The 19,853-nt window shown below is 54.9% G+C and carries 21 protein-coding genes; all 21 read right to left on the reverse strand.

What is annotated here, in order from left to right; all coding sequences use genetic code 11:
* Positions 1-54 precede the first annotated feature (54 nt).
* A complete protein-coding gene (gene rpsN / locus QFW87_RS26425; RefSeq protein ID WP_003176414.1) occupies positions 55-360 on the reverse strand; it encodes a 30S ribosomal protein S14 in 306 nt (101 codons plus the stop codon).
* Positions 361-373: 13 nt separating this feature from the next.
* Entirely contained in the window at positions 374-913 is a 540-nt protein-coding gene (rplE, locus tag QFW87_RS26430; protein ID WP_003176415.1) for a 50S ribosomal protein L5, read from the reverse strand.
* 20 nt (positions 914-933) lie between these two features.
* The gene (rplX, locus tag QFW87_RS26435) at positions 934-1,248 is read right to left on the reverse strand and encodes a 50S ribosomal protein L24 (RefSeq protein WP_008145498.1); all 315 of its coding nucleotides are present in this window, start codon (positions 1,246-1,248) and stop codon (positions 934-936) included.
* Between the two features lie 11 nt (positions 1,249-1,259).
* On the reverse strand, positions 1,260-1,628 hold the full coding sequence (gene rplN / locus QFW87_RS26440; protein ID WP_002555479.1) for a 50S ribosomal protein L14: 369 nt from the start codon (positions 1,626-1,628) through the stop codon (positions 1,260-1,262).
* A gap of 23 nt (positions 1,629-1,651) precedes the next feature.
* Positions 1,652-1,918 (reverse strand): 30S ribosomal protein S17, encoded by a 267-nt coding sequence (rpsQ, locus tag QFW87_RS26445; RefSeq protein ID WP_283181873.1) that lies wholly within the window; start codon positions 1,916-1,918, stop codon positions 1,652-1,654.
* Between the two features lie 2 nt (positions 1,919-1,920).
* Positions 1,921-2,112 (reverse strand): 50S ribosomal protein L29, encoded by a 192-nt coding sequence (gene rpmC / locus QFW87_RS26450; protein WP_002555481.1) that lies wholly within the window; start codon positions 2,110-2,112, stop codon positions 1,921-1,923.
* Positions 2,112-2,525 (reverse strand): 50S ribosomal protein L16, encoded by a 414-nt coding sequence (gene rplP / locus QFW87_RS26455; protein ID WP_008145497.1) that lies wholly within the window; start codon positions 2,523-2,525, stop codon positions 2,112-2,114. The genes rpmC and rplP overlap by 1 nt, the downstream gene beginning before the upstream one ends.
* A 12-nt stretch (positions 2,526-2,537) precedes the next feature.
* The gene (gene rpsC / locus QFW87_RS26460) at positions 2,538-3,224 is read right to left on the reverse strand and encodes a 30S ribosomal protein S3 (protein ID WP_003176422.1); all 687 of its coding nucleotides are present in this window, start codon (positions 3,222-3,224) and stop codon (positions 2,538-2,540) included.
* Between the two features lie 13 nt (positions 3,225-3,237).
* Positions 3,238-3,570 carry a 50S ribosomal protein L22 gene (gene rplV / locus QFW87_RS26465; RefSeq protein ID WP_003103908.1) on the reverse strand — a complete coding sequence of 111 codons (333 nt, stop codon included), beginning with the start codon at positions 3,568-3,570 and terminating at the stop codon, positions 3,238-3,240.
* A gap of 13 nt (positions 3,571-3,583) precedes the next feature.
* Entirely contained in the window at positions 3,584-3,859 is a 276-nt protein-coding gene (gene rpsS / locus QFW87_RS26470; protein WP_002555486.1) for a 30S ribosomal protein S19, read from the reverse strand.
* Positions 3,860-3,875: 16 nt separating this feature from the next.
* Positions 3,876-4,700, reverse strand: a complete 825-nt coding sequence (gene rplB, locus QFW87_RS26475; RefSeq protein WP_003176423.1) for a 50S ribosomal protein L2 — start codon at positions 4,698-4,700, stop codon at positions 3,876-3,878.
* Between the two features lie 14 nt (positions 4,701-4,714).
* On the reverse strand, positions 4,715-5,014 hold the full coding sequence (gene rplW / locus QFW87_RS26480) for a 50S ribosomal protein L23 (protein WP_002555488.1): 300 nt from the start codon (positions 5,012-5,014) through the stop codon (positions 4,715-4,717).
* Positions 5,011-5,613 (reverse strand): 50S ribosomal protein L4, encoded by a 603-nt coding sequence (rplD, locus tag QFW87_RS26485; protein ID WP_007896707.1) that lies wholly within the window; start codon positions 5,611-5,613, stop codon positions 5,011-5,013. The genes rplW and rplD overlap by 4 nt, the downstream gene beginning before the upstream one ends.
* Before the next feature lie 12 nt (positions 5,614-5,625).
* Positions 5,626-6,261 (reverse strand): 50S ribosomal protein L3, encoded by a 636-nt coding sequence (gene rplC, locus QFW87_RS26490; RefSeq protein ID WP_003186059.1) that lies wholly within the window; start codon positions 6,259-6,261, stop codon positions 5,626-5,628.
* Positions 6,262-6,341: 80 nt separating this feature from the next.
* A complete protein-coding gene (gene rpsJ / locus QFW87_RS26495) occupies positions 6,342-6,653 on the reverse strand; it encodes a 30S ribosomal protein S10 (RefSeq protein WP_003186070.1) in 312 nt (103 codons plus the stop codon).
* A 141-nt stretch (positions 6,654-6,794) separates the two neighbouring features.
* Positions 6,795-7,988 (reverse strand): elongation factor Tu, encoded by a 1,194-nt coding sequence (tuf, locus tag QFW87_RS26500; protein ID WP_134423355.1) that lies wholly within the window; start codon positions 7,986-7,988, stop codon positions 6,795-6,797.
* Between the two features lie 31 nt (positions 7,989-8,019).
* On the reverse strand, positions 8,020-10,125 hold the full coding sequence (fusA, locus tag QFW87_RS26505) for an elongation factor G (RefSeq protein WP_283181874.1): 2,106 nt from the start codon (positions 10,123-10,125) through the stop codon (positions 8,020-8,022).
* 30 nt (positions 10,126-10,155) lie between these two features.
* The gene (gene rpsG / locus QFW87_RS26510) at positions 10,156-10,626 is read right to left on the reverse strand and encodes a 30S ribosomal protein S7 (RefSeq protein ID WP_010490886.1); all 471 of its coding nucleotides are present in this window, start codon (positions 10,624-10,626) and stop codon (positions 10,156-10,158) included.
* A 118-nt stretch (positions 10,627-10,744) separates the two neighbouring features.
* Positions 10,745-11,116, reverse strand: a complete 372-nt coding sequence (rpsL, locus tag QFW87_RS26515; RefSeq protein ID WP_002555494.1) for a 30S ribosomal protein S12 — start codon at positions 11,114-11,116, stop codon at positions 10,745-10,747.
* Positions 11,117-11,332: 216 nt separating this feature from the next.
* Positions 11,333-15,532 (reverse strand): DNA-directed RNA polymerase subunit beta', encoded by a 4,200-nt coding sequence (gene rpoC, locus QFW87_RS26520; protein ID WP_140672295.1) that lies wholly within the window; start codon positions 15,530-15,532, stop codon positions 11,333-11,335.
* A gap of 64 nt (positions 15,533-15,596) precedes the next feature.
* Positions 15,597-19,670 (reverse strand): DNA-directed RNA polymerase subunit beta, encoded by a 4,074-nt coding sequence (gene rpoB / locus QFW87_RS26525; protein WP_149630379.1) that lies wholly within the window; start codon positions 19,668-19,670, stop codon positions 15,597-15,599.
* Positions 19,671-19,853: the final 183 nt, after the last annotated feature.

The raw sequence follows: 19,853 nt of genomic DNA on the forward strand, positions 1-19,853 counted from the left end.
AGGTCACCGGCGGTCAGGATCTTGCGACCCCGAACACCGAGACTTTGATAGTGCTTACCAGCTGGCTTTAACCAGACCAGGTACGTCACCACGCATTGCAGCTTCACGCAGTTTGTTACGGCCAAGGCCGAACTTGCGGTAAACGCCGTGTGGACGACCGGTCAGGCGGCAGCGGTTACGCATGCGCGAGGCGCTTGCGTCACGTGGCTGCTTCTGCAGAGCTACTGTAGCTTCCCAACGTGCTTCTGGACTTGCGTTCAGATCAACGATGATAGCTTTCAGTGCTGCACGCTTTTTGGCGTACTTGGCAACCGTGAGCTGACGCTTCAGCTCGCGGTTTTTCATGCTCATCTTGGCCATTTTCCTACTCCAATCAGTTGCGGAACGGGAATTTGAAAGCACGCAACAGGGCGCGACCTTCATCATCGTTCTTGGCAGTGGTGGTCAGGGTAATGTCCAGACCGCGGAGAGCATCGATCTTGTCGTAGTCGATTTCCGGGAAGATGATCTGCTCTTTAACGCCCATGCTGTAGTTACCACGACCATCGAAGGACTTGGCATTCAGGCCACGGAAGTCGCGAACCCGAGGCAGGGAGATCGACAGCAGACGATCCAGGAACTCGTACATACGCTCACGACGCAGAGTCACTTTGACGCCGATCGGCCAACCTTCACGGACTTTAAAGCCAGCGATGGATTTCCGAGCGTAGGTCACAACGACTTTCTGGCCGGTGATCTTTTCCAGGTCGGCAACAGCGTGCTCGATGACTTTTTTGTCACCGACCGCTTCGCCCAGACCCATGTTCAGGGTGATTTTTGTAACGCGTGGAACTTCCATCACGTTCGAAAGCTTAAGTTCTTCCTTAAGCTTCGGTGCGATTTCCTTCCAGTAAATCTCTTTTAGTCGTGCCATGGTCTTCTACCTAGCAGTGTTCAAGCATCAACCGCTTTTTGGGTCGACTTGAAGACACGAATTTTCTTGCCGTCTTCTACTTTGAAACCAACGCGGTCAGCCTTGTTGGTTTCGCCGTTGAAAATGGCGACGTTAGAAGCGTCCAGTGGAGCTTCTTTTTCGACGATACCGCCTTGTACGCCCGACGCCGGGTTAGGCTTGGTATGACGCTTAACCAGGTTCAGACCACCAATAACCAGACGGTTATTAGCGAGAACCTTAAGCACCTTACCGCGCTTACCTTTGTCTTTGCCGGCGATCACGATGATCTCGTCGTCACGACGAATCTTTTGCATGTCGGATCTCCTTACAGCACTTCTGGGGCGAGCGAGACGATCTTCATGAACTTCTCAGTACGAAGTTCACGGGTCACTGGCCCAAAGATACGGGTGCCGATCGGCTCTTGCTTGTTGTTCAGAAGAACAGCAGCGTTGCCATCAAAGCGGATAATGGAGCCATCAGCACGACGTACGCCGTGACGAGTGCGGACTACAACAGCAGTCATCACTTGGCCTTTTTTCACTTTACCGCGAGGAATTGCTTCCTTCACGGTAACTTTGATGATGTCACCGATACCAGCGTAACGACGATGGGAGCCACCCAGCACCTTGATGCACATAACACGGCGAGCGCCGCTGTTATCGGCCACATCGAGCATGGATTGAGTCTGAATCATATAATTTCTCCGACCCCTAGTCCTTAGACTTCCACAGCGCGTTCGAGAACATCAACCAATGCCCAAGACTTGGTCTTGGCCAGCGGACGAATTTCACGAATAGTGACTTTGTCGCCGATGTGGCACTGATTGGTTTCGTCGTGCGCGTGCAGCTTAGTCGAACGCTTAACGTATTTACCGTAGATCGGGTGCTTAACGCGACGCTCGATCAGAACGGTGATGGTTTTGTCCATCTTGTCGCTGACAACACGGCCAGTCAGCGTACGGACAGTTTTTTCGGCTTCAGCCATGATTACTTACCTGCCTGCTGGTTAAGCACAGTCTTCACGCGAGCGATGTCACGTTTAACTTGCGAGAGCAGATGAGACTGCCCCAACTGGCCAGTTGCTTTCTGCATACGCAGATTGAACTGGTCGCGCAGCAGGCCGAGCAGTTGCTCGTTCAGCTGCTGTGCGGATTTTTCACGAAGTTCATTCGCTTTCATCACATCACCGTCCGTTTAACAAAGGCGGTGGCGAGCGGCAGCTTTGCAGCAGCCAGGGCAAAAGCCTCACGCGCCAGCTCTTCAGTAACACCCTCGATTTCATACAGGACTTTGCCTGGCTGAATCTGGGCAACCCAGTACTCCACACTACCCTTACCTTTACCCATCCGAACTTCGAGTGGCTTTTTGGAAATAGGCTTGTCCGGGAATACACGGATCCAGATCTTGCCGCCACGTTTAACGTGACGGGTCAGAGCACGACGCGCTGACTCGATCTGACGAGCGGTGAGACGACCACGAGCTACAGACTTCAGCGCGAACTCGCCGAAGCTGACTTTGCTACCGCGCTGTGCCAGACCACGGTTGTGGCCTGTCATCTGCTTGCGGAACTTCGTACGCTTTGGTTGCAACATTTGGCGTACCCCTTACTTAGCAGCTTTTTTACGAGGCGCTGGTGCTTGTGGTTTCAGTTCTTCTTGGCGACCACCAATTACTTCGCCTTTGAAGATCCAAACCTTTACACCGATCACACCGTAAGTGGTGTGAGCTTCGTAGTTGGCATAGTCGATGTCGGCACGCAGGGTGTGCAGTGGCACACGACCTTCGCGATACCATTCAGTACGTGCGATTTCAGCACCGCCGAGACGACCGCTCACTTGGATTTTGATGCCTTTGGCACCAATGCGCATGGCGTTCTGAACAGCGCGCTTCATAGCGCGACGGAACATTACGCGACGCTCCAGCTGCTGAGCTACGCTCTGCGCAACCAGCATACCGTCGAGTTCCGGCTTGCGGATCTCTTCGATATTGATGTGCACAGGCACACCCATTTGCTTGGTCAGGTCCTGACGCAGTTTCTCAACATCTTCACCTTTCTTCCCGATAACGATACCTGGACGAGCGGTGTGGATGGTGATACGTGCAGTCTGAGCCGGACGATGGATATCGATACGGCTTACGGACGCGCTTTTTAGTTTGTCTTGGAGATACTCGCGCACCTTCAGATCAGCGAACAAATAGTCCGCATAAGTCCGACCGTCTGCGTACCAGACGGAGGTGTGCTCCTTGACGATTCCCAGGCGAATGCCAATGGGATGTACTTTCTGACCCATCTCTTCGACTCCGTTACTTGTCAGCAACCTTGACAGTGATATGGCAAGACCGCTTGACGATGCGATCAGCACGGCCTTTGGCACGTGGCATGATTCGCTTCAGCGAACGCCCTTCGTTGACGAAAACGGTGCTGACTTTAAGGTCATCAACGTCTGCGCCTTCGTTATGCTCGGCGTTGGCTACGGCCGACTCCAGCACTTTCTTCATGATCTCGGCGGCTTTCTTACTGCTGAAAGCCAACAGGTTGAGCGCTTCGCCCACCTTCTTCCCGCGGATCTGGTCGGCGACCAAGCGGGCTTTCTGGGCGGAGATTCGAGCGCCCGACAACTTAGCGGCTACTTCCATCGTTCCTTACCCCTTAACGCTTGGCTTTCTTGTCTGCCACGTGCCCACGATATGTGCGGGTACCGGCAAACTCGCCCAGTTTGTGGCCGACCATGTCTTCGTTCACGAGAACTGGGACATGTTGACGACCGTTATGCACTGCAATGGTCAAACCGACCATTTGTGGCAGGATCATGGAACGGCGCGACCAGGTTTTAACTGGTTTGCGATCGTTCTTTTCCGCCGCCACTTCGATCTTCTTCAGTAGGTGAAGATCAATAAAAGGACCTTTTTTCAGAGAACGTGGCACTGTCGTATCCCTCTATTTACTTGCGACGACGGACGATCATTTTGTCGGTACGCTTATTACCACGAGTCTTCGCGCCCTTAGTCGGGAAGCCCCATGGCGATACCGGATGACGACCACCAGAGGTACGACCTTCACCACCACCATGTGGGTGGTCAACCGGGTTCATGGCAACACCACGAACGGTTGGGCGAACGCCACGCCAGCGTTTGGCACCAGCTTTACCCAGCGAACGCAGGCTGTGCTCGGAGTTCGAGACTTCACCCAGGGTCGCGCGGCATTCAGCCAGCACTTTACGCATCTCACCAGAACGCAGACGCAGGGTCACGTAGACACCTTCACGAGCGATCAGCTGAGCCGAAGCACCAGCGGAACGAGCGATTTGCGCGCCTTTACCTGGCTTCAATTCGATGCCGTGTACGGTGCTACCAACTGGAATGTTACGCAGTTGCAGAGCGTTGCCCGGCTTGATCGGTGCCAGAGCACCTGCGATCAGCTGGTCGCCAGCACTCACGCCTTTAGGGGCGATGATGTAGCGACGCTCGCCATCTGCGTACAGCAGCAGAGCGATGTGAGCAGTACGGTTTGGATCGTATTCAATACGCTCGACAGTGGCAGAGATGCCATCTTTGTCGTTGCGACGGAAATCGACCAGACGATAATGCTGCTTATGGCCACCACCGATGTGACGAGTGGTAATACGACCATTGTTGTTACGACCACCAGTCTTCGATTTTTTCTCGAGCAGCGGTGCGTGAGGAGCGCCTTTATGCAGCTCCTGGTTGACCACCTTGACCACAAAACGGCGGCCAGGGGAAGTCGGTTTGCATTTAACGATTGCCATGATGCACCCCTTCCTTACTCAGCACTGCTGCTGAAATCGAGATCTTGGCCTGGCTGAAGGGAGATAACTGCCTTCTTCCAGTCATTACGCTTGCCCAGACCGCGAGCAGTGCGCTTGCTCTTACCCAGAACATTCAGGGTAGTAACACGCTCTACTTTCACGCTGAACAGGCTTTCGACGGCCTTCTTGATTTCCAGCTTGGTTGCGTCAGTTGCAACCTTGAAAACGAACTGGCCTTTCTTGTCAGCCAGAACCGTAGCCTTCTCGGAAACGTGCGGGCCAAGCAGAACTTTAAATACGCGTTCCTGGTTCATCCCAGCAGCTCCTCGAATTTCTTCACGGCCGACACGGTGATCAACACCTTGTCGTATGCGATCAGACTAACTGGATCGGAACCTTGCACGTCACGTACATCAACGTGTGGCAGGTTACGAGCAGCCAGGTACAGGTTCTGATCAACCACTTCAGACACGATCAAGACGTCAGTCAGGCCCATGCCGGTCAGTTTGTTCAGCAGATCTTTGGTCTTCGGTGCATCAACAGCGAAGTCCTGAACCACAACCAGACGATCAGTACGCACCAGCTCAGCAAGGATGGAACGCATTGCTGCGCGATACATCTTCTTGTTCAGCTTCTGAGTGTGATCCTGAGGACGAGCTGCGAAAGTGGTACCGCCGCCACGCCAGATTGGGCTACGGATAGTACCGGCACGAGCACGGCCAGTACCTTTCTGACGCCATGGGCGCTTACCGCCACCACGAACGTCGGAACGGGTCTTTTGCTGCTTGCTACCTTGACGGCCGCCGGCCATGTAGGCCACGACTGCTTGGTGAACCAGCGTCTCGTTGAATTCGCCGCCAAATGTCAGTTCGGAAACTTCGATCGCTTGAGCGTCATTTACATTTAATTGCATGTCAGCTTCCCCTTAACCGCGAGCCTTGGCTGCTGGACGTACAACCAAGTTGCCGCCAGTAGCGCCAGGAACAGCGCCCTTGACCAACAACAGATTGCGTTCAGCGTCCACGCGCACTACTTCGAGGGACTGCACGGTCACGCGCTCAGCGCCCATATGACCGGACATTTTTTTGCCCTTGAATACACGACCAGGAGTCTGGCACTGGCCGATAGAGCCTGGAACGCGGTGGGACACGGAGTTACCGTGGGTATTATCTTGCCCGCGGAAATTCCAACGCTTGATCGTACCCTGGAAGCCTTTACCTTTGGACTGACCGGTTACATCAACCAGTTGACCAGCGGCGAAGATTTCAGCGTTGATCAGATCGCCGGCCTGGTACTCGCCTTCTTCAAGACGGAATTCCATTACGGTACGACCAGCGGCAACGTTCGCTTTAGCGAAGTGGCCAGCTTGAGCAGCTGTAACACGCGAAGCACGACGCTCGCCTACAGTGACTTGCACTGCACGATAGCCATCGGTCTCTTCAGTTTTGAACTGGGTGACGCGATTCGGTTCGATCTCAATGACCGTGACCGGAATGGAGACACCTTCTTCGGTGAAAATACGGGTCATACCGCATTTACGACCGACTACACCAATAGTCATGTTGTAAACCTCATGAGTGTACGGGGCTTTCACCCGCTATGGCCGCCCATTTCAGAGCGTTACACGACTAAGACCGAGTCTTAGCCGAGGCTGATCTGCACTTCCACACCGGCCGCAAGATCAAGCTTCATAAGCGCATCAACGGTTTTATCCGTTGGCTGGACGATGTCCAGAACGCGCTTATGAGTACGGATCTCATACTGGTCACGCGCGTCTTTGTTGACGTGCGGGGAGACCAGAACGGTGAACCGCTCTTTACGGGTAGGCAGTGGAATTGGACCACGCACTTGAGCACCAGTACGTTTCGCGGTTTCCACGATTTCCTGGGTGGATTGGTCGATCAGGCGATGGTCAAAAGCCTTCAACCTGATACGGATTTGCTGATTTTGCATTGGATTTCAGACTCCGGCTGCTATTCCCAGCGAGCGCAATACGCCCGTTAAAAGGAGGCGCAATTCTATAGACGGGCTACTACAGTGTCAACCCAATAAAAAAGCCCCCGCTAGGCGGGGGCTTTTTCAAGTCATCACTTATTAAGCGATGATTTTGGCTACGACGCCAGCGCCGACGGTACGACCGCCTTCACGAATAGCGAAACGCAGACCGTCTTCCATTGCGATGGTTTTGATCAGGGTGACAACCATTTTGATGTTGTCGCCCGGCATTACCATTTCAACGCCTTCCGGCAGTTCGCAGTTACCGGTCACGTCAGTGGTCCGGAAGTAGAACTGTGGACGGTAGCCTTTGAAGAACGGAGTGTGGCGACCGCCTTCTTCTTTGCTCAACACGTACACTTCAGCTTCGAAGGTAGTGTGCGGCTTAACCGAACCTGGCTTGACCAGAACCTGGCCACGCTCAACGTCGTCACGCTTGGTGCCGCGCAGCAGCACGCCGCAGTTCTCGCCAGCACGACCTTCGTCGAGCAGCTTACGGAACATTTCAACGCCAGTGCAGGTGGTGACAACGGTGTCACGCAGACCAACGATTTCCAGCGAATCCTGAACCTTGACGATACCGCGCTCGATACGACCAGTTACAACAGTACCGCGACCGGAGATCGAGAATACGTCTTCGATTGGCATCAGGAACGGCTTGTCGATAACACGAACTGGATCTGGGATGTAGCTGTCCAGAGTCTCAACCAGTTTACGAACGGCAGTGGTGCCCATTTCGTTGTCGTCTTGGCCGTTCAGAGCCATCAGAGCCGAACCGATGATGATCGGAGTGTCATCACCTGGGAAGTCGTAAGTGCTCAACAGATCGCGCACTTCCATCTCAACCAGTTCCAGCAGTTCAGCGTCGTCAACCATGTCAGCCTTGTTCAGGAAGACAACGATGTACGGAACGCCAACCTGACGGGACAGCAGGATGTGCTCACGGGTTTGTGGCATCGGACCATCAGCGGCCGAGCAAACCAGGATAGCGCCATCCATTTGAGCAGCACCGGTGATCATGTTCTTCACATAGTCAGCGTGACCTGGGCAGTCAACGTGAGCGTAGTGACGGATCAGCGAGTTGTATTCAACGTGCGCGGTGTTGATGGTGATACCACGAGCCTTTTCTTCCGGAGCGCTGTCGATCTTGTCGAAAGCAACAGCGGCCGAACCGAAAACTTCGGAGCAGACGCGAGTCAGAGCAGCGGTCAGCGTGGTTTTACCATGGTCAACGTGACCGATGGTGCCAACGTTGACGTGCGGGAGGTCACGTACAAATTTTTCTTTAGCCACGACAATTAACTCCTAGCCTAAAGGGGCTGAATCAGCCTTGTTTTTTGGTAACAGTTTCGACGATATGCGACGGAGCTGTATTGTATTTTTTGAATTCCATAGAGTAGCTTGCGCGACCTTGGGACATGGAACGAACGTCGGTCGCATAACCGAACATTTCACCCAACGGAACTTCGGCACGAATCACTTTGCCGGAAACCGTGTCTTCCATACCCAGGATCATGCCGCGACGACGGTTAAGGTCGCCCATCACGTCACCCATATAGTCTTCAGGTGTAACAACCTCTACCGCCATGATCGGCTCAAGCAACTCACCACCGCCCTTCTGGGCCAGCTGCTTGGTCGCCATGGAAGCAGCCACCTTAAACGCCATCTCGTTGGAGTCGACGTCGTGGTAGGAACCATCAAACACGGTAGCCTTCAGGCCGATCAGCGGATAGCCGGCGACAACGCCGTTCTTCATCTGCTCTTCGATACCCTTCTGGATAGCCGGGATGTATTCCTTAGGAACCACACCACCCACTACTTCGTTCACGAATTGCAGACCTTCCTGACCTTCGTCAGCAGGCGCAAAACGAATCCAGCAGTGACCAAACTGGCCACGACCGCCGGATTGACGAACGAACTTACCTTCGATTTCACAGTTCTTCGTGATGCGCTCACGATAGGAAACCTGAGGCTTGCCGATGTTGGCTTCGACGTTGAACTCACGGCGCATCCGGTCAACCAGGATGTCCAGGTGCAACTCGCCCATGCCTGAGATGATCGTTTGACCAGTCTCTTCATCAGTCTTGACGCGGAAAGATGGATCTTCCTGAGCGAGTTTGCCCAGAGCGACACCCATTTTTTCCTGGTCGTCCTTGGTCTTAGGCTCTACGGCAACCGAAATAACCGGCTCCGGGAAGTCCATGCGAACGAGGATAATTGGCTTGGCAGCGTCGCACAAAGTTTCACCAGTGGTGACGTCCTTCATGCCGATCAAGGCCGCGATGTCACCAGCGCGTACTTCCTTGATTTCTTCACGGGCGTTTGCGTGCATTTGCACCATACGACCCACGCGCTCTTTCTTGCCCTTGACCGAGTTGATCACGCCGTCGCCGGAGGCCAACACGCCCGAGTAAACGCGGACGAACGTCAAGGTACCCACGAATGGGTCGGTAGCGATTTTGAAAGCCAGAGCCGAGAACGGCTCGCTGTCATCTGCGTGACGCTCCAGGTCGATAGTCTCGTCATCCGGGTCAGTACCCTTGATGGCAGGAATATCAACTGGTGCAGGCAGGTAATCGATAACGGCGTCGAGAACCAGGGGAACGCCCTTGTTCTTGAAGGAAGAACCACAAACAGCCAGAACGATCTCACCAGCGATAGTACGCTGACGCAGAGCGGCCTTGATTTCCGCGTTGGTGAGTTCCTCACCTTCGAGGTACTTGTTCATCAGCTCTTCGCTGGCTTCGGCCGCAGCCTCAACCATGTTGCCGCGCCACTCGTCAGCCAATTCCTGCAGTTCAGCAGGGATAGGCTTGCGAACTGGAACCATGCCTTTGTCAGCATCATTCCAGTAAACAGCTTCCATGGCCATCAGATCGATCTGACCCTGGAAGTTGTCTTCGGAACCGATAGCCAACTGGATTGGCACCGGGGTGTGACCCAGACGCTGCTTGATCTGACCGATCACGCGCAGGAAGTTCGCACCAGCACGGTCCATCTTGTTTACGTAAACAAGACGCGGAACGCCGTACTTGTTGGCTTGACGCCATACGGTTTCCGACTGAGGCTCAACGCCCGAGGTACCACAAAACACAACGACCGCGCCGTCGAGAACACGCAGGGAACGCTCAACTTCAATGGTGAAGTCAACGTGGCCCGGGGTGTCGATGACGTTGAAGCGGTATTGGTCTTTGTGCTGCTTCTCGGAACCCTGCCAGAAGGCGGTAATAGCAGCAGAAGTAATGGTAATACCACGCTCCTGCTCCTGAACCATCCAGTCTGTGGTCGCGGCGCCGTCATGCACCTCGCCCATCTTGTGACTTTTGCCAGTGTAAAAAAGGACGCGCTCGGTGGTGGTGGTTTTACCAGCATCCACGTGAGCAACGATACCAATGTTACGGTAGCGATTAATCGGTGTTGTACGAGCCATAAAGCCCTCGCAAAATTAGTGACGCTAAAATTAGAAGCGGTAGTGCGAGAAAGCTTTGTTAGCTTCAGCCATACGGTGCACGTCTTCACGCTTCTTAACTGCAGCACCTTTACCTTCAGCGGCGTCCAACAGTTCGCCAGCCAAACGCAGAGCCATAGACTTCTCGCCGCGCTTGCGGGCGAAGTCTACCAACCAGCGCATTGCCAGGGCGTTACGACGGGACGGGCGAACTTCGACCGGAACCTGGTAAGTAGCACCGCCTACACGGCGCGACTTTACTTCGACCAGCGGAGCGATGGCGTCGAGAGCTTTCTCGAAGATTTCCAGGGGATCGCTGTTCTTGCGTTCTTTAACCTTGTCCAGCGCGCCATAAACGATACGCTCGGCAACGGCTTTCTTGCCGCTTTCCATTACGTGGTTCATGAACTTGGCCAGGATTTGGCTTCCGTATTTTGGATCGTCAAGCACTTCGCGCTTGGCTGCTACGCGTCTTCTTGGCATGGATAAGCCCTCAAACGGTCTTCAGGTTCGCTCGGAATCGGTGCCCTTACGGGACGCCTCCGACCTTACTCTTATCGACTCAGAAAAATAGAAAATCAGTTTTTACAAAAAGCCGCTACTACTTAGGCTTCTTGGTACCGTACTTCGAACGACCCTGGTTACGACCTTTAACACCGGAAGTATCCAAAGAACCGCGCACGGTGTGGTAACGAACACCTGGCAAGTCTTTTACACGACCGCCGCGGATCAGTACCACGCTGTGCTCTTGCAGGTTGTGGCCTTCACCGCCGATGTACGAGGAAACCTCGAAACCGTTGGTCAGACGCACACGGCATACTTTACGCAGTGCCGAGTTAGGTTTTTTCGGCGTGGTGGTATACACACGGGTGCATACGCCACGACGTTGCGGGCAGTTCTGCAGCGCAGGCACGTCGGATTTCTCGACGATACGCTTACGCGGCTGACGTACCAGCTGGTTGATAGTTGCCATCTACTAGCTCCACTGTTGTCTTGCGACGCTATTGTCTTGCAAGAAAAGCAAAATGGCAGGAACGAATTCCCGCCAAATTTAGGGGTACAAGAGTCTAAAGAGGATCTTGCCCCCAGTCAAGGCAAGGCCCCAACCTCTCCGCTTATCCAATCTCGACAAATTGTCTCGATACGATTAACGGAGAGGCCGGGGCCCCACGCTTATTTACTGCAGAACTCAGTTACCGCTCGAGTTCAGTGCTTCGGTCAGTGCAGCTTCCACTTCACTGGCGCTTACGCGCAACGGTTTGTCAGCTTCACGGCGACGCTTGCGCTCGCTGTGATAAGCCAGACCGGTACCCGCCGGGATCAGACGACCCACGACCACGTTTTCTTTCAGGCCGCGCAGGTAATCGCGCTTGCCGGTTACCGCCGCTTCGGTCAGTACGCGAGTGGTTTCCTGGAAGGAAGCCGCCGAGATGAACGATTCGGTGGACAACGACGCCTTGGTGATACCCAACAGCACGCGAGTGAACTTGGAAACGAATTTCTCGTCGCCAGCCAGACGCTCGTTCTCTACCAGAACGTGAGTCAACTCCATCTGGTCGCCCTTGATGAAAGTCGAGTCGCCGGATTCAGCGATTTCAACCTTACGCAACATCTGACGCAGGATGGTCTCGATGTGCTTGTCGTTGATCTTCACGCCTTGCAGACGATAAACGTCCTGGATCTCGTTCACGATGTACTTGGCCAGCGCACTCACACCCAGCAGACGCAGGATGTCGTGTGGATCGCTCGGGCCGTCGGAGATAACTTCGCCGCGGTTTACCTGTTCGCCTTCGAAGACGTTCAGGTGACGCCACTTCGGAATCAGCTCTTCGTACGGATCGGTGCCGTCGTTCGGAGTGATAACCAGACGGCGCTTGCCTTTGGTCTCTTTACCGAACGCGATGGTGCCGCTGACTTCAGCCAGAATCGAGGCTTCTTTCGGACGACGTGCTTCGAACAAGTCGGCAACACGCGGCAGACCACCGGTGATGTCACGGGTCTTCGAAGTCTCTTGCGGGATACGAGCGATAACATCACCGATCGCAATCTTCGCACCATCCGCTACACCAACCAAGGCGTTAGCAGGCAGGAAGTACTGAGCAATTACGTCAGTACCCGGCAGCAAGAGATCCTTGCCGTTGTCATCAACCATCTTCACAGCAGGACGGATATCTTTACCGGCAGCTGGACGGTCTTTGGCGTCGAGTACTTCAATGTTGGTCATACCGGTCAATTCGTCAGTCTGACGCTTGATCGTGATGCCTTCTTCCATGCCCACGTAGGTCACGGTACCTTTCATTTCGGTAACGATTGGGTGAGTGTGCGGATCCCACTTGGCCACGATTGCGCCAGCGTCGACCTTGTCACCTTCTTTAACCGAAATCACAGCACCGTACGGCAGCTTGTAACGCTCGCGCTCACGACCGAAGTCATCAGCGATTGCCAGCTCACCCGAACGGGACACAGCAACCAGGCAACCATCCACTCGCTCAACGTGCTTCAGGTTGTGCAGACGGACGGTACCGCCATTCTTCACCTGAACGCTGTCCGCAGCGGAGGTCCGGCTTGCCGCACCACCGATGTGGAACGTACGCATGGTCAGCTGGGTACCCGGCTCACCGATGGACTGGGCAGCAATAACGCCGACCGCTTCACCGATGTTCACCTGGTGACCACGAGCCAGGTCACGGCCGTAGCACTTGGCGCAAATGCCGTAGCGGGTTTCGCAGCTGATCGGCGAACGCACGATCACTTCATCGATGCTGTTCAGCTCGATGAACTCAACCCACTTCTCGTCTACCAGTGTGCCGGCAGGAACGATGATTTCTTCGGTACCTGGCTTGAACACGTCACGAGCAATAACACGACCCAATACGCGCTCACCCAGCGGCTCAACAACGTCACCGCCTTCAATGTGCGGAGTCATTACCAGGCCATGCTCGGTGCCGCAATCGATCTCGGTCACAACCAGATCCTGCGCCACGTCTACCAGACGACGAGTCAGGTAACCGGAGTTCGCAGTTTTCAATGCGGTATCCGCCAAACCTTTACGAGCACCGTGAGTGGAGATGAAGTACTGAAGTACGCTCAAACCTTCACGGAAGTTCGCAGTAATCGGCGTTTCGATGATGGAACCGTCCGGCTTGGCCATCAGGCCACGCATACCGGCGAGCTGACGGATCTGCGCAGCAGAACCCCGTGCGCCCGAGTCGGCCATCATGTACATCGAGTTGAAAGACTCTTGGTCGACTTCGACGCCATGGCGGTCGATGACTTTCTCTTTCGAGAGGTTGGCCATCATTGCCTTGGAAACTTCGTCGTTCGCCTTGGACCAAAGGTCGATCACTTTGTTGTACTTCTCGCCCTGGGTTACCAGGCCGGAGGCGTACTGACTTTCGATCTCTTTCACTTCATCAGTAGCAGCATTGATGATGCGGGCTTTTTCATCCGGGATAACGAAGTCGTTAACACCGATGGAAACGCCGGAAATGGTCGAATAGGCAAAACCGGTGTACATCAACTGGTCAGCGAAGATCACGGTCTCTTTCAAACCAACCACGCGGTAGCATTGGTTGATCAGCTTGGAGATCGCCTTTTTCTTCATCGGCTGGTTGACGACGTCGTACGACAGGCCAGGTGGAACAACCTGGAACAGCAGCGCACGGCCGACAGTGGTGTCGACGATACGGGTGTTCTTGACGCTGCCGCCATCACGATCGTTGACGGTTTCGTTGATCCGCACTTTGACTTTAGCGTGCAGTGCGGCTTCGCCAGCACGGAACACACGGTCAACTTCTTGCAGATCCGCGAACACACGACCTTCGCCCTTGGCGTTGATCGCTTCACGAGTCATGTAGTACAGACCCAATACAACGTCCTGCGACGGAACGATGATTGGCTCACCGTTGGCTGGCGACAGAATGTTGTTGGTCGACATCATCAACGCACGCGCTTCCAACTGGGCTTCCAGTGTCAGCGGTACGTGCACGGCCATTTGGTCGCCGTCGAAGTCGGCGTTATACGCAGCACAGACCAGAGGGTGCAGCTGGATAGCCTTACCTTCGATCAGTACCGGTTCAAACGCCTGGATACCCAGACGGTGAAGGGTCGGCGCACGGTTGAGGAGAACCGGGTGTTCACGGATCACTTCAGCGAGAACGTCCCAAACTTCCGGCAGCTCGCGCTCGACCATCTTCTTGGCAGCTTTGATGGTGGTAGCGAGACCACGCATTTCCAGCTTGCCGAAAATGAACGGCTTGAACAGCTCGAGAGCCATTTTCTTCGGCAGACCGCACTGGTGCAGACGCAGGGTCGGACCTACGGTAATTACCGAACGACCGGAGTAGTCAACACGCTTACCGAGCAAGTTCTGACGGAAACGACCTTGTTTACCCTTGATCATGTCAGCCAGGGATTTCAGAGGACGCTTGTTGGAACCAGTGATAGCGCGGCCACGACGACCGTTATCGAGCAGTGCGTCGACAGCTTCCTGCAACATACGCTTTTCGTTGCGCACGATGATGTCCGGAGCGGACAGATCAAGCAGGCGCTTCAAGCGGTTGTTACGGTTGATCACTCGACGATACAGATCGTTGAGGTCGGAAGTCGCGAAGCGACCGCCATCCAGCGGGACCAGTGGACGCAGATCTGGCGGCAGAACCGGCAGAACGGTCAGCACCATCCATTCTGGAAGGTTGCCGGAACCCTGGAAGGCTTCCATCAACTTCAGACGCTTGGACAGCTTCTTGATTTTGGTTTCGGAGTTGGTTTGCGGAATTTCTTCACGCAGACGGCCAATCTCGTGCTCCAGATCGATAGCGTGCAGCAGTTCGCGGACAGCTTCGGCACCCATGCGGGCATCGAAATCGTCGCCAAACTCTTCCAGCGCTTCGAAGTACTGCTCGTCGTTGAGCAGCTGACCTTTTTCAAGGGTGGTCATGCCTGGATCGATAACGACATAGCTCTCGAAGTAGAGAACGCGTTCGATATCACGCAGGGTCATGTCCATCAGCAAGCCGATACGCGACGGCAGCGACTTCAGGAACCAGATGTGGGCAACTGGCGAGGCCAGCTCGATGTGCGCCATGCGCTCACGACGAACTTTGGCCAGCGCGACTTCAACGCCGCACTTCTCGCAGATCACACCACGGTGCTTCAAGCGCTTGTACTTACCGCACAGGCACTCGTAATCCTTTACCGGGCCAAAGATCTTGGCGCAGAACAGGCCGTCACGTTCAGGTTTGAACGTACGGTAGTTAATGGTTTCCGGCTTTTTAACTTCACCGAACGACCACGAACGGATCATCTCAGGCGATGCCAATCCAATACGGATGGCGTCGAACTCTTCGACTTGACCCTGGTTTTTCAGCAAATTCAGTAGGTCTTTCAAGGCCTTTCCTCCTGGCGGAGCAGAGAGCGGGCAATCCTGCCCCGCTCTCGATTCGCGTCACGTGTTATTCGGTTTCCAGATCGATATCGATGCCGAGGGAACGAATTTCCTTGATCAACACGTTGAAGGACTCGGGCATGCCCGGCTCCATACGGTGATCGCCATCCACGATGTTTTTGTACATCTTGGTACGGCCGTTCACATCGTCCGACTTCACTGTGAGCATTTCTTGCAGAGTGTAAGCAGCACCGTATGCTTCCAGTGCCCAGACCTCCATCTCCCCGAAACGCTGACCACCGAACTGCGCCTTACCACCCAGCGGCTGCTGAGTAACCAGGCTGTACGAACCGGTAGAACGAGCGTGCATCTTGTCGTCTACCAAGTGGTTCAGCTTCAGCATGTACATGTAACCAACAGTAACCGGGCGCTCGAACTTGTTGCCGGTACGGCCGTCGGTCAGCTGCATCTGGCCGCTTTCTGGCAGGTCTGCCAGTTTCAGCATGGCCTTGATTTCGCTTTCCTTGGCACCGTCGAACACTGGAGTGGCCATTGGAACGCCGCCACGCAGGTTCTTCGCCAGATCCAGGATTTCCTGGTCGGAGAAACTGTCCAGATCTTCGTTACGACCGCCGATCTGGTTGTAGATCTCGTCGAGGAATTTACGAAGCTCAGCGACTTTGCGCTGCTCTTCGATCATCCGGTTGATCTTCTCGCCCAAGCCTTTAGCCGCGAGGCCCAAGTGGGTTTCAAGGATCTGACCAACGTTCATACGCGAAGGTACGCCCAACGGGTTGAGGACGACGTCGACCGGGGTGCCATTGGCATCGTGCGGCATGTCTTCAACCGGCATGATCACGGAGACCACACCTTTGTTACCGTGACGACCGGCCATCTTGTCGCCCGGCTGGATGCGGCGACGGATTGCCAGGTAAACCTTGACGATTTTCAGCACGCCTGGAGCCAGGTCATCGCCCTGCTGCAGTTTGCGCTTCTTGTCTTCGAACTTGTCGTCCAGCAGACGGCGGCGATCAACGATGTAGGCCTGAGCCTTCTCGAGCTGCTCGTTCAGAGCATCTTCAGCCATGCGCAGTTTGAACCACTGACCATGCTCAAGACCGTCGAGAACTTCGTCGGTGATTTCCTGACCTTTCTTCAGACCGGCACCGCCTTCGGCTTTGTGGCCGACCAGGGCGGAACGCAGACGTTCGAAAGTTGCGCCTTCAACGATACGGAACTCTTCGTTCAGGTCCTTGCGGATCTCGTCGAGTTGAGTCTTCTCGATCGACAGTGCACGAGCATCACGCTCAACGCCGTCGCGGGTGAAGACCTGTACGTCGATGACGGTACCCTTGGTGCCGGTAGGCACGCGCAGGGAGGTGTCTTTAACGTCGCTGGCTTTTTCACCGAAGATGGCACGCAGCAGTTTTTCTTCCGGAGTCAGTTGAGTCTCGCCTTTGGGAGTGACCTTACCAACCAGGATGTCGCCTGCGCCAACTTCAGCACCTACGTAAACGATACCGGCTTCGTCCAGCTTGTTCAGTGCAGCTTCACCCACGTTAGGGATGTCTGCAGTGATTTCCTCTGGCCCAAGCTTGGTGTCACGTGCCACACAGGTCAGTTCCTGAATGTGGATCGTGGTAAAGCGGTCTTCTTGAACAACTCGTTCCGACAGGCAGATGGAGTCTTCGAAGTTGTAACCGTTCCAGGCCATGAACGCGATGCGCATGTTCTGACCCAGCGCCAGCTCACCCATGTCGGTGGACGGGCCGTCAGCCATGATGTCGCTGCGCTGAACCCGATCACCTTTACGCACCAGCGGACGCTGGTTGATGCAGGTGTTCTGGTTGGAGCGGGTGTATTTGGTCAGGTTGTAGATGTCGACACCAGCTTCGCCGGTTTCAACTTCATCATCAGCAACACGAACCACGATACGGCTGGCGTCGACGGAATCAATAACGCCACCACGACGAGCCACGACGCAAACGCCGGAGTCACGAGCAACGTTACGCTCCATGCCAGTACCGACCAGCGGCTTGTCAGCGCGCAGGGTTGGTACAGCTTGACGCTGCATGTTCGAACCCATCAACGCACGGTTGGCGTCATCGTGCTCGAGGAACGGGATCAGCGACGCTGCAACCGAAACTACCTGCTTCGGAGAAACGTCCATCAAGGTGACGTCTTCCGGCGCCTTGACAGTGAACTCGTTCAAGTGACGAACAGCTACCAGCTCGTCGATCAGCATTTTCTTGTCGTTCATCGTGGCCGAAGCCTGAGCGATCACGTGATCAGCTTCTTCGATGGCGGACAGGAACACGATCTCGTCGGTGACCAGAGCGTCTTTCACCACACGGTACGGGCTTTCGAGGAAGCCGTACTGGTTGGTGCGCGCATAAGCGGCCAAGGAGTTGATCAGACCGATGTTCGGACCTTCCGGCGTTTCAATCGGGCATACACGACCGTAGTGAGTCGGGTGTACGTCACGAACTTCAAAGCCAGCACGTTCACGAGTCAAACCGCCAGGGCCGAGTGCAGACACACGACGCTTGTGGGTGATCTCGGACAGCGGGTTGTTCTGGTCCATGAACTGGGAAAGCTGGCTGGAACCGAAGAACTCTTTCACTGCCGCAGCCACTGGCTTGGCGTTGATCAAGTCTTGCGGCATCAGGCCTTCGCTTTCAGCCATCGACAGACGCTCTTTGACCGCACGCTCAACACGTACCAGGCCAACGCGGAACTGGTTCTCGGCCATTTCGCCTACGCAGCGAACACGACGGTTACCCAGGTGGTCGATGTCATCGACGATGCCTTTACCGTTACGGATGTCGACCAGAGTCTTCAAAACCGCGACGATGTCTTCTTTGCACAACACGCCCGAACCTTCGATCTCGGTACGACCGATACGACGGTTGAACTTCATCCGGCCGACCGCAGACAGATCATAGCGCTCAGGGCTGAAGAACAGGTTGTTGAACAGAGTCTCGGCAGCGTCTTTGGTTGGCGGCTCGCCTGGACGCATCATGCGATAGATCTCGACCAGCGCTTCCAATTGGTTGCTGGTGGAGTCGATCTTCAGAGTGTCGGAGACGAACGGACCGCAGTCGATATCGTTGGTGTACAGAGTTTCAATGCGAACAACTTGGGACTTGGCGATTTTTGCCAGGATCTCGGTGTTCAGCTCGGTGTTGCACTCTGCCAGGATTTCGCCGGTTGCCGGATGCACGATGACCTTGGCGGTGGTGCGGCCCAGGACGTAGTCCAGAGGCATAACCAACTCTTTGATCCCGGCTTTTTCCAGCTGGTTAATGTGACGAGCGGTGATACGACGACCCTGCTCGACAATAACCTTGCCCTTGTCATCGAGAATATCGATAACAGCGATTTCACCACGCAGGCGCTGAGGCACCAATTCCAGGCTGATACTTTCGCCCTGCACATGGAATACGTTGGTGGTGTAGAACGCGTCGAGCACTTCTTCAGTGGTATAGCCGAGCGCGCGCAGCAGTACCGATGCAGGCAGCTTGCGACGACGGTCGATACGCACGAATACGCAGTCTTTCGGGTCGAACTCGAAGTCCAGCCACGAACCGCGATAAGGAATGATGCGCGCGGAGTACAGCAGTTTGCCGGAGCTGTGCGTCTTGCCACGGTCGTGGTCGAAGAACACGCCCGGGGAACGGTGCAGCTGGGAAACGATTACACGCTCGGTACCGTTGATTACGAAGGTACCGTTCTCAGTCATCAGGGGGATTTCACCCATGTAGACTTCTTGCTCTTTGATGTCCTTGATCGCTTTGTTCGACGATTCTTTGTCGAAAATGATCAGGCGCACTTTTACCCGCAAAGGTACGGCGTAAGTTACACCGCGCAATACGCATTCTTTGACATCAAATGCCGGTTCGCCCAGGCGATAACCGACGTACTCCAGCGCAGCATTGCCGGAGTAGCTGATGATCGGGAAAACGGATTTGAAGGCCGCATGCAGGCCCACGTCGCGGAACTGATCTTTAGTCGCTCCCGCTTGCAAGAATTCACGATACGAATCCAGCTGGATGGCCAGGAGGTACGGCACATCCATGACGTCCGGCAACTTGCTAAAGTCCTTGCGGATACGTTTTTTCTCAGTATATGAGTAAGCCATCAGCGTTCCCCAGCTTGGTCACCTGCTTGTTTGGCCCCTCCCGACGGGAGCAGCCAGAAAATCGTGCAAACCCCATGGTTTGCGCCACCACATCGGGTGGTTACAGCTCGTTATCAGCACCAACCCAGTCGGCTGCCAATAACGGAAAAAGGCCGGTGGCAAGAGCCACCAGCCATCAGCCTT

It is taken from the genome of Pseudomonas sp. PMCC200344 (assembly GCF_030053095.1).
Taxonomy (GTDB): Bacteria; Pseudomonadota; Gammaproteobacteria; order Pseudomonadales; family Pseudomonadaceae; genus Aquipseudomonas; species Aquipseudomonas svalbardensis.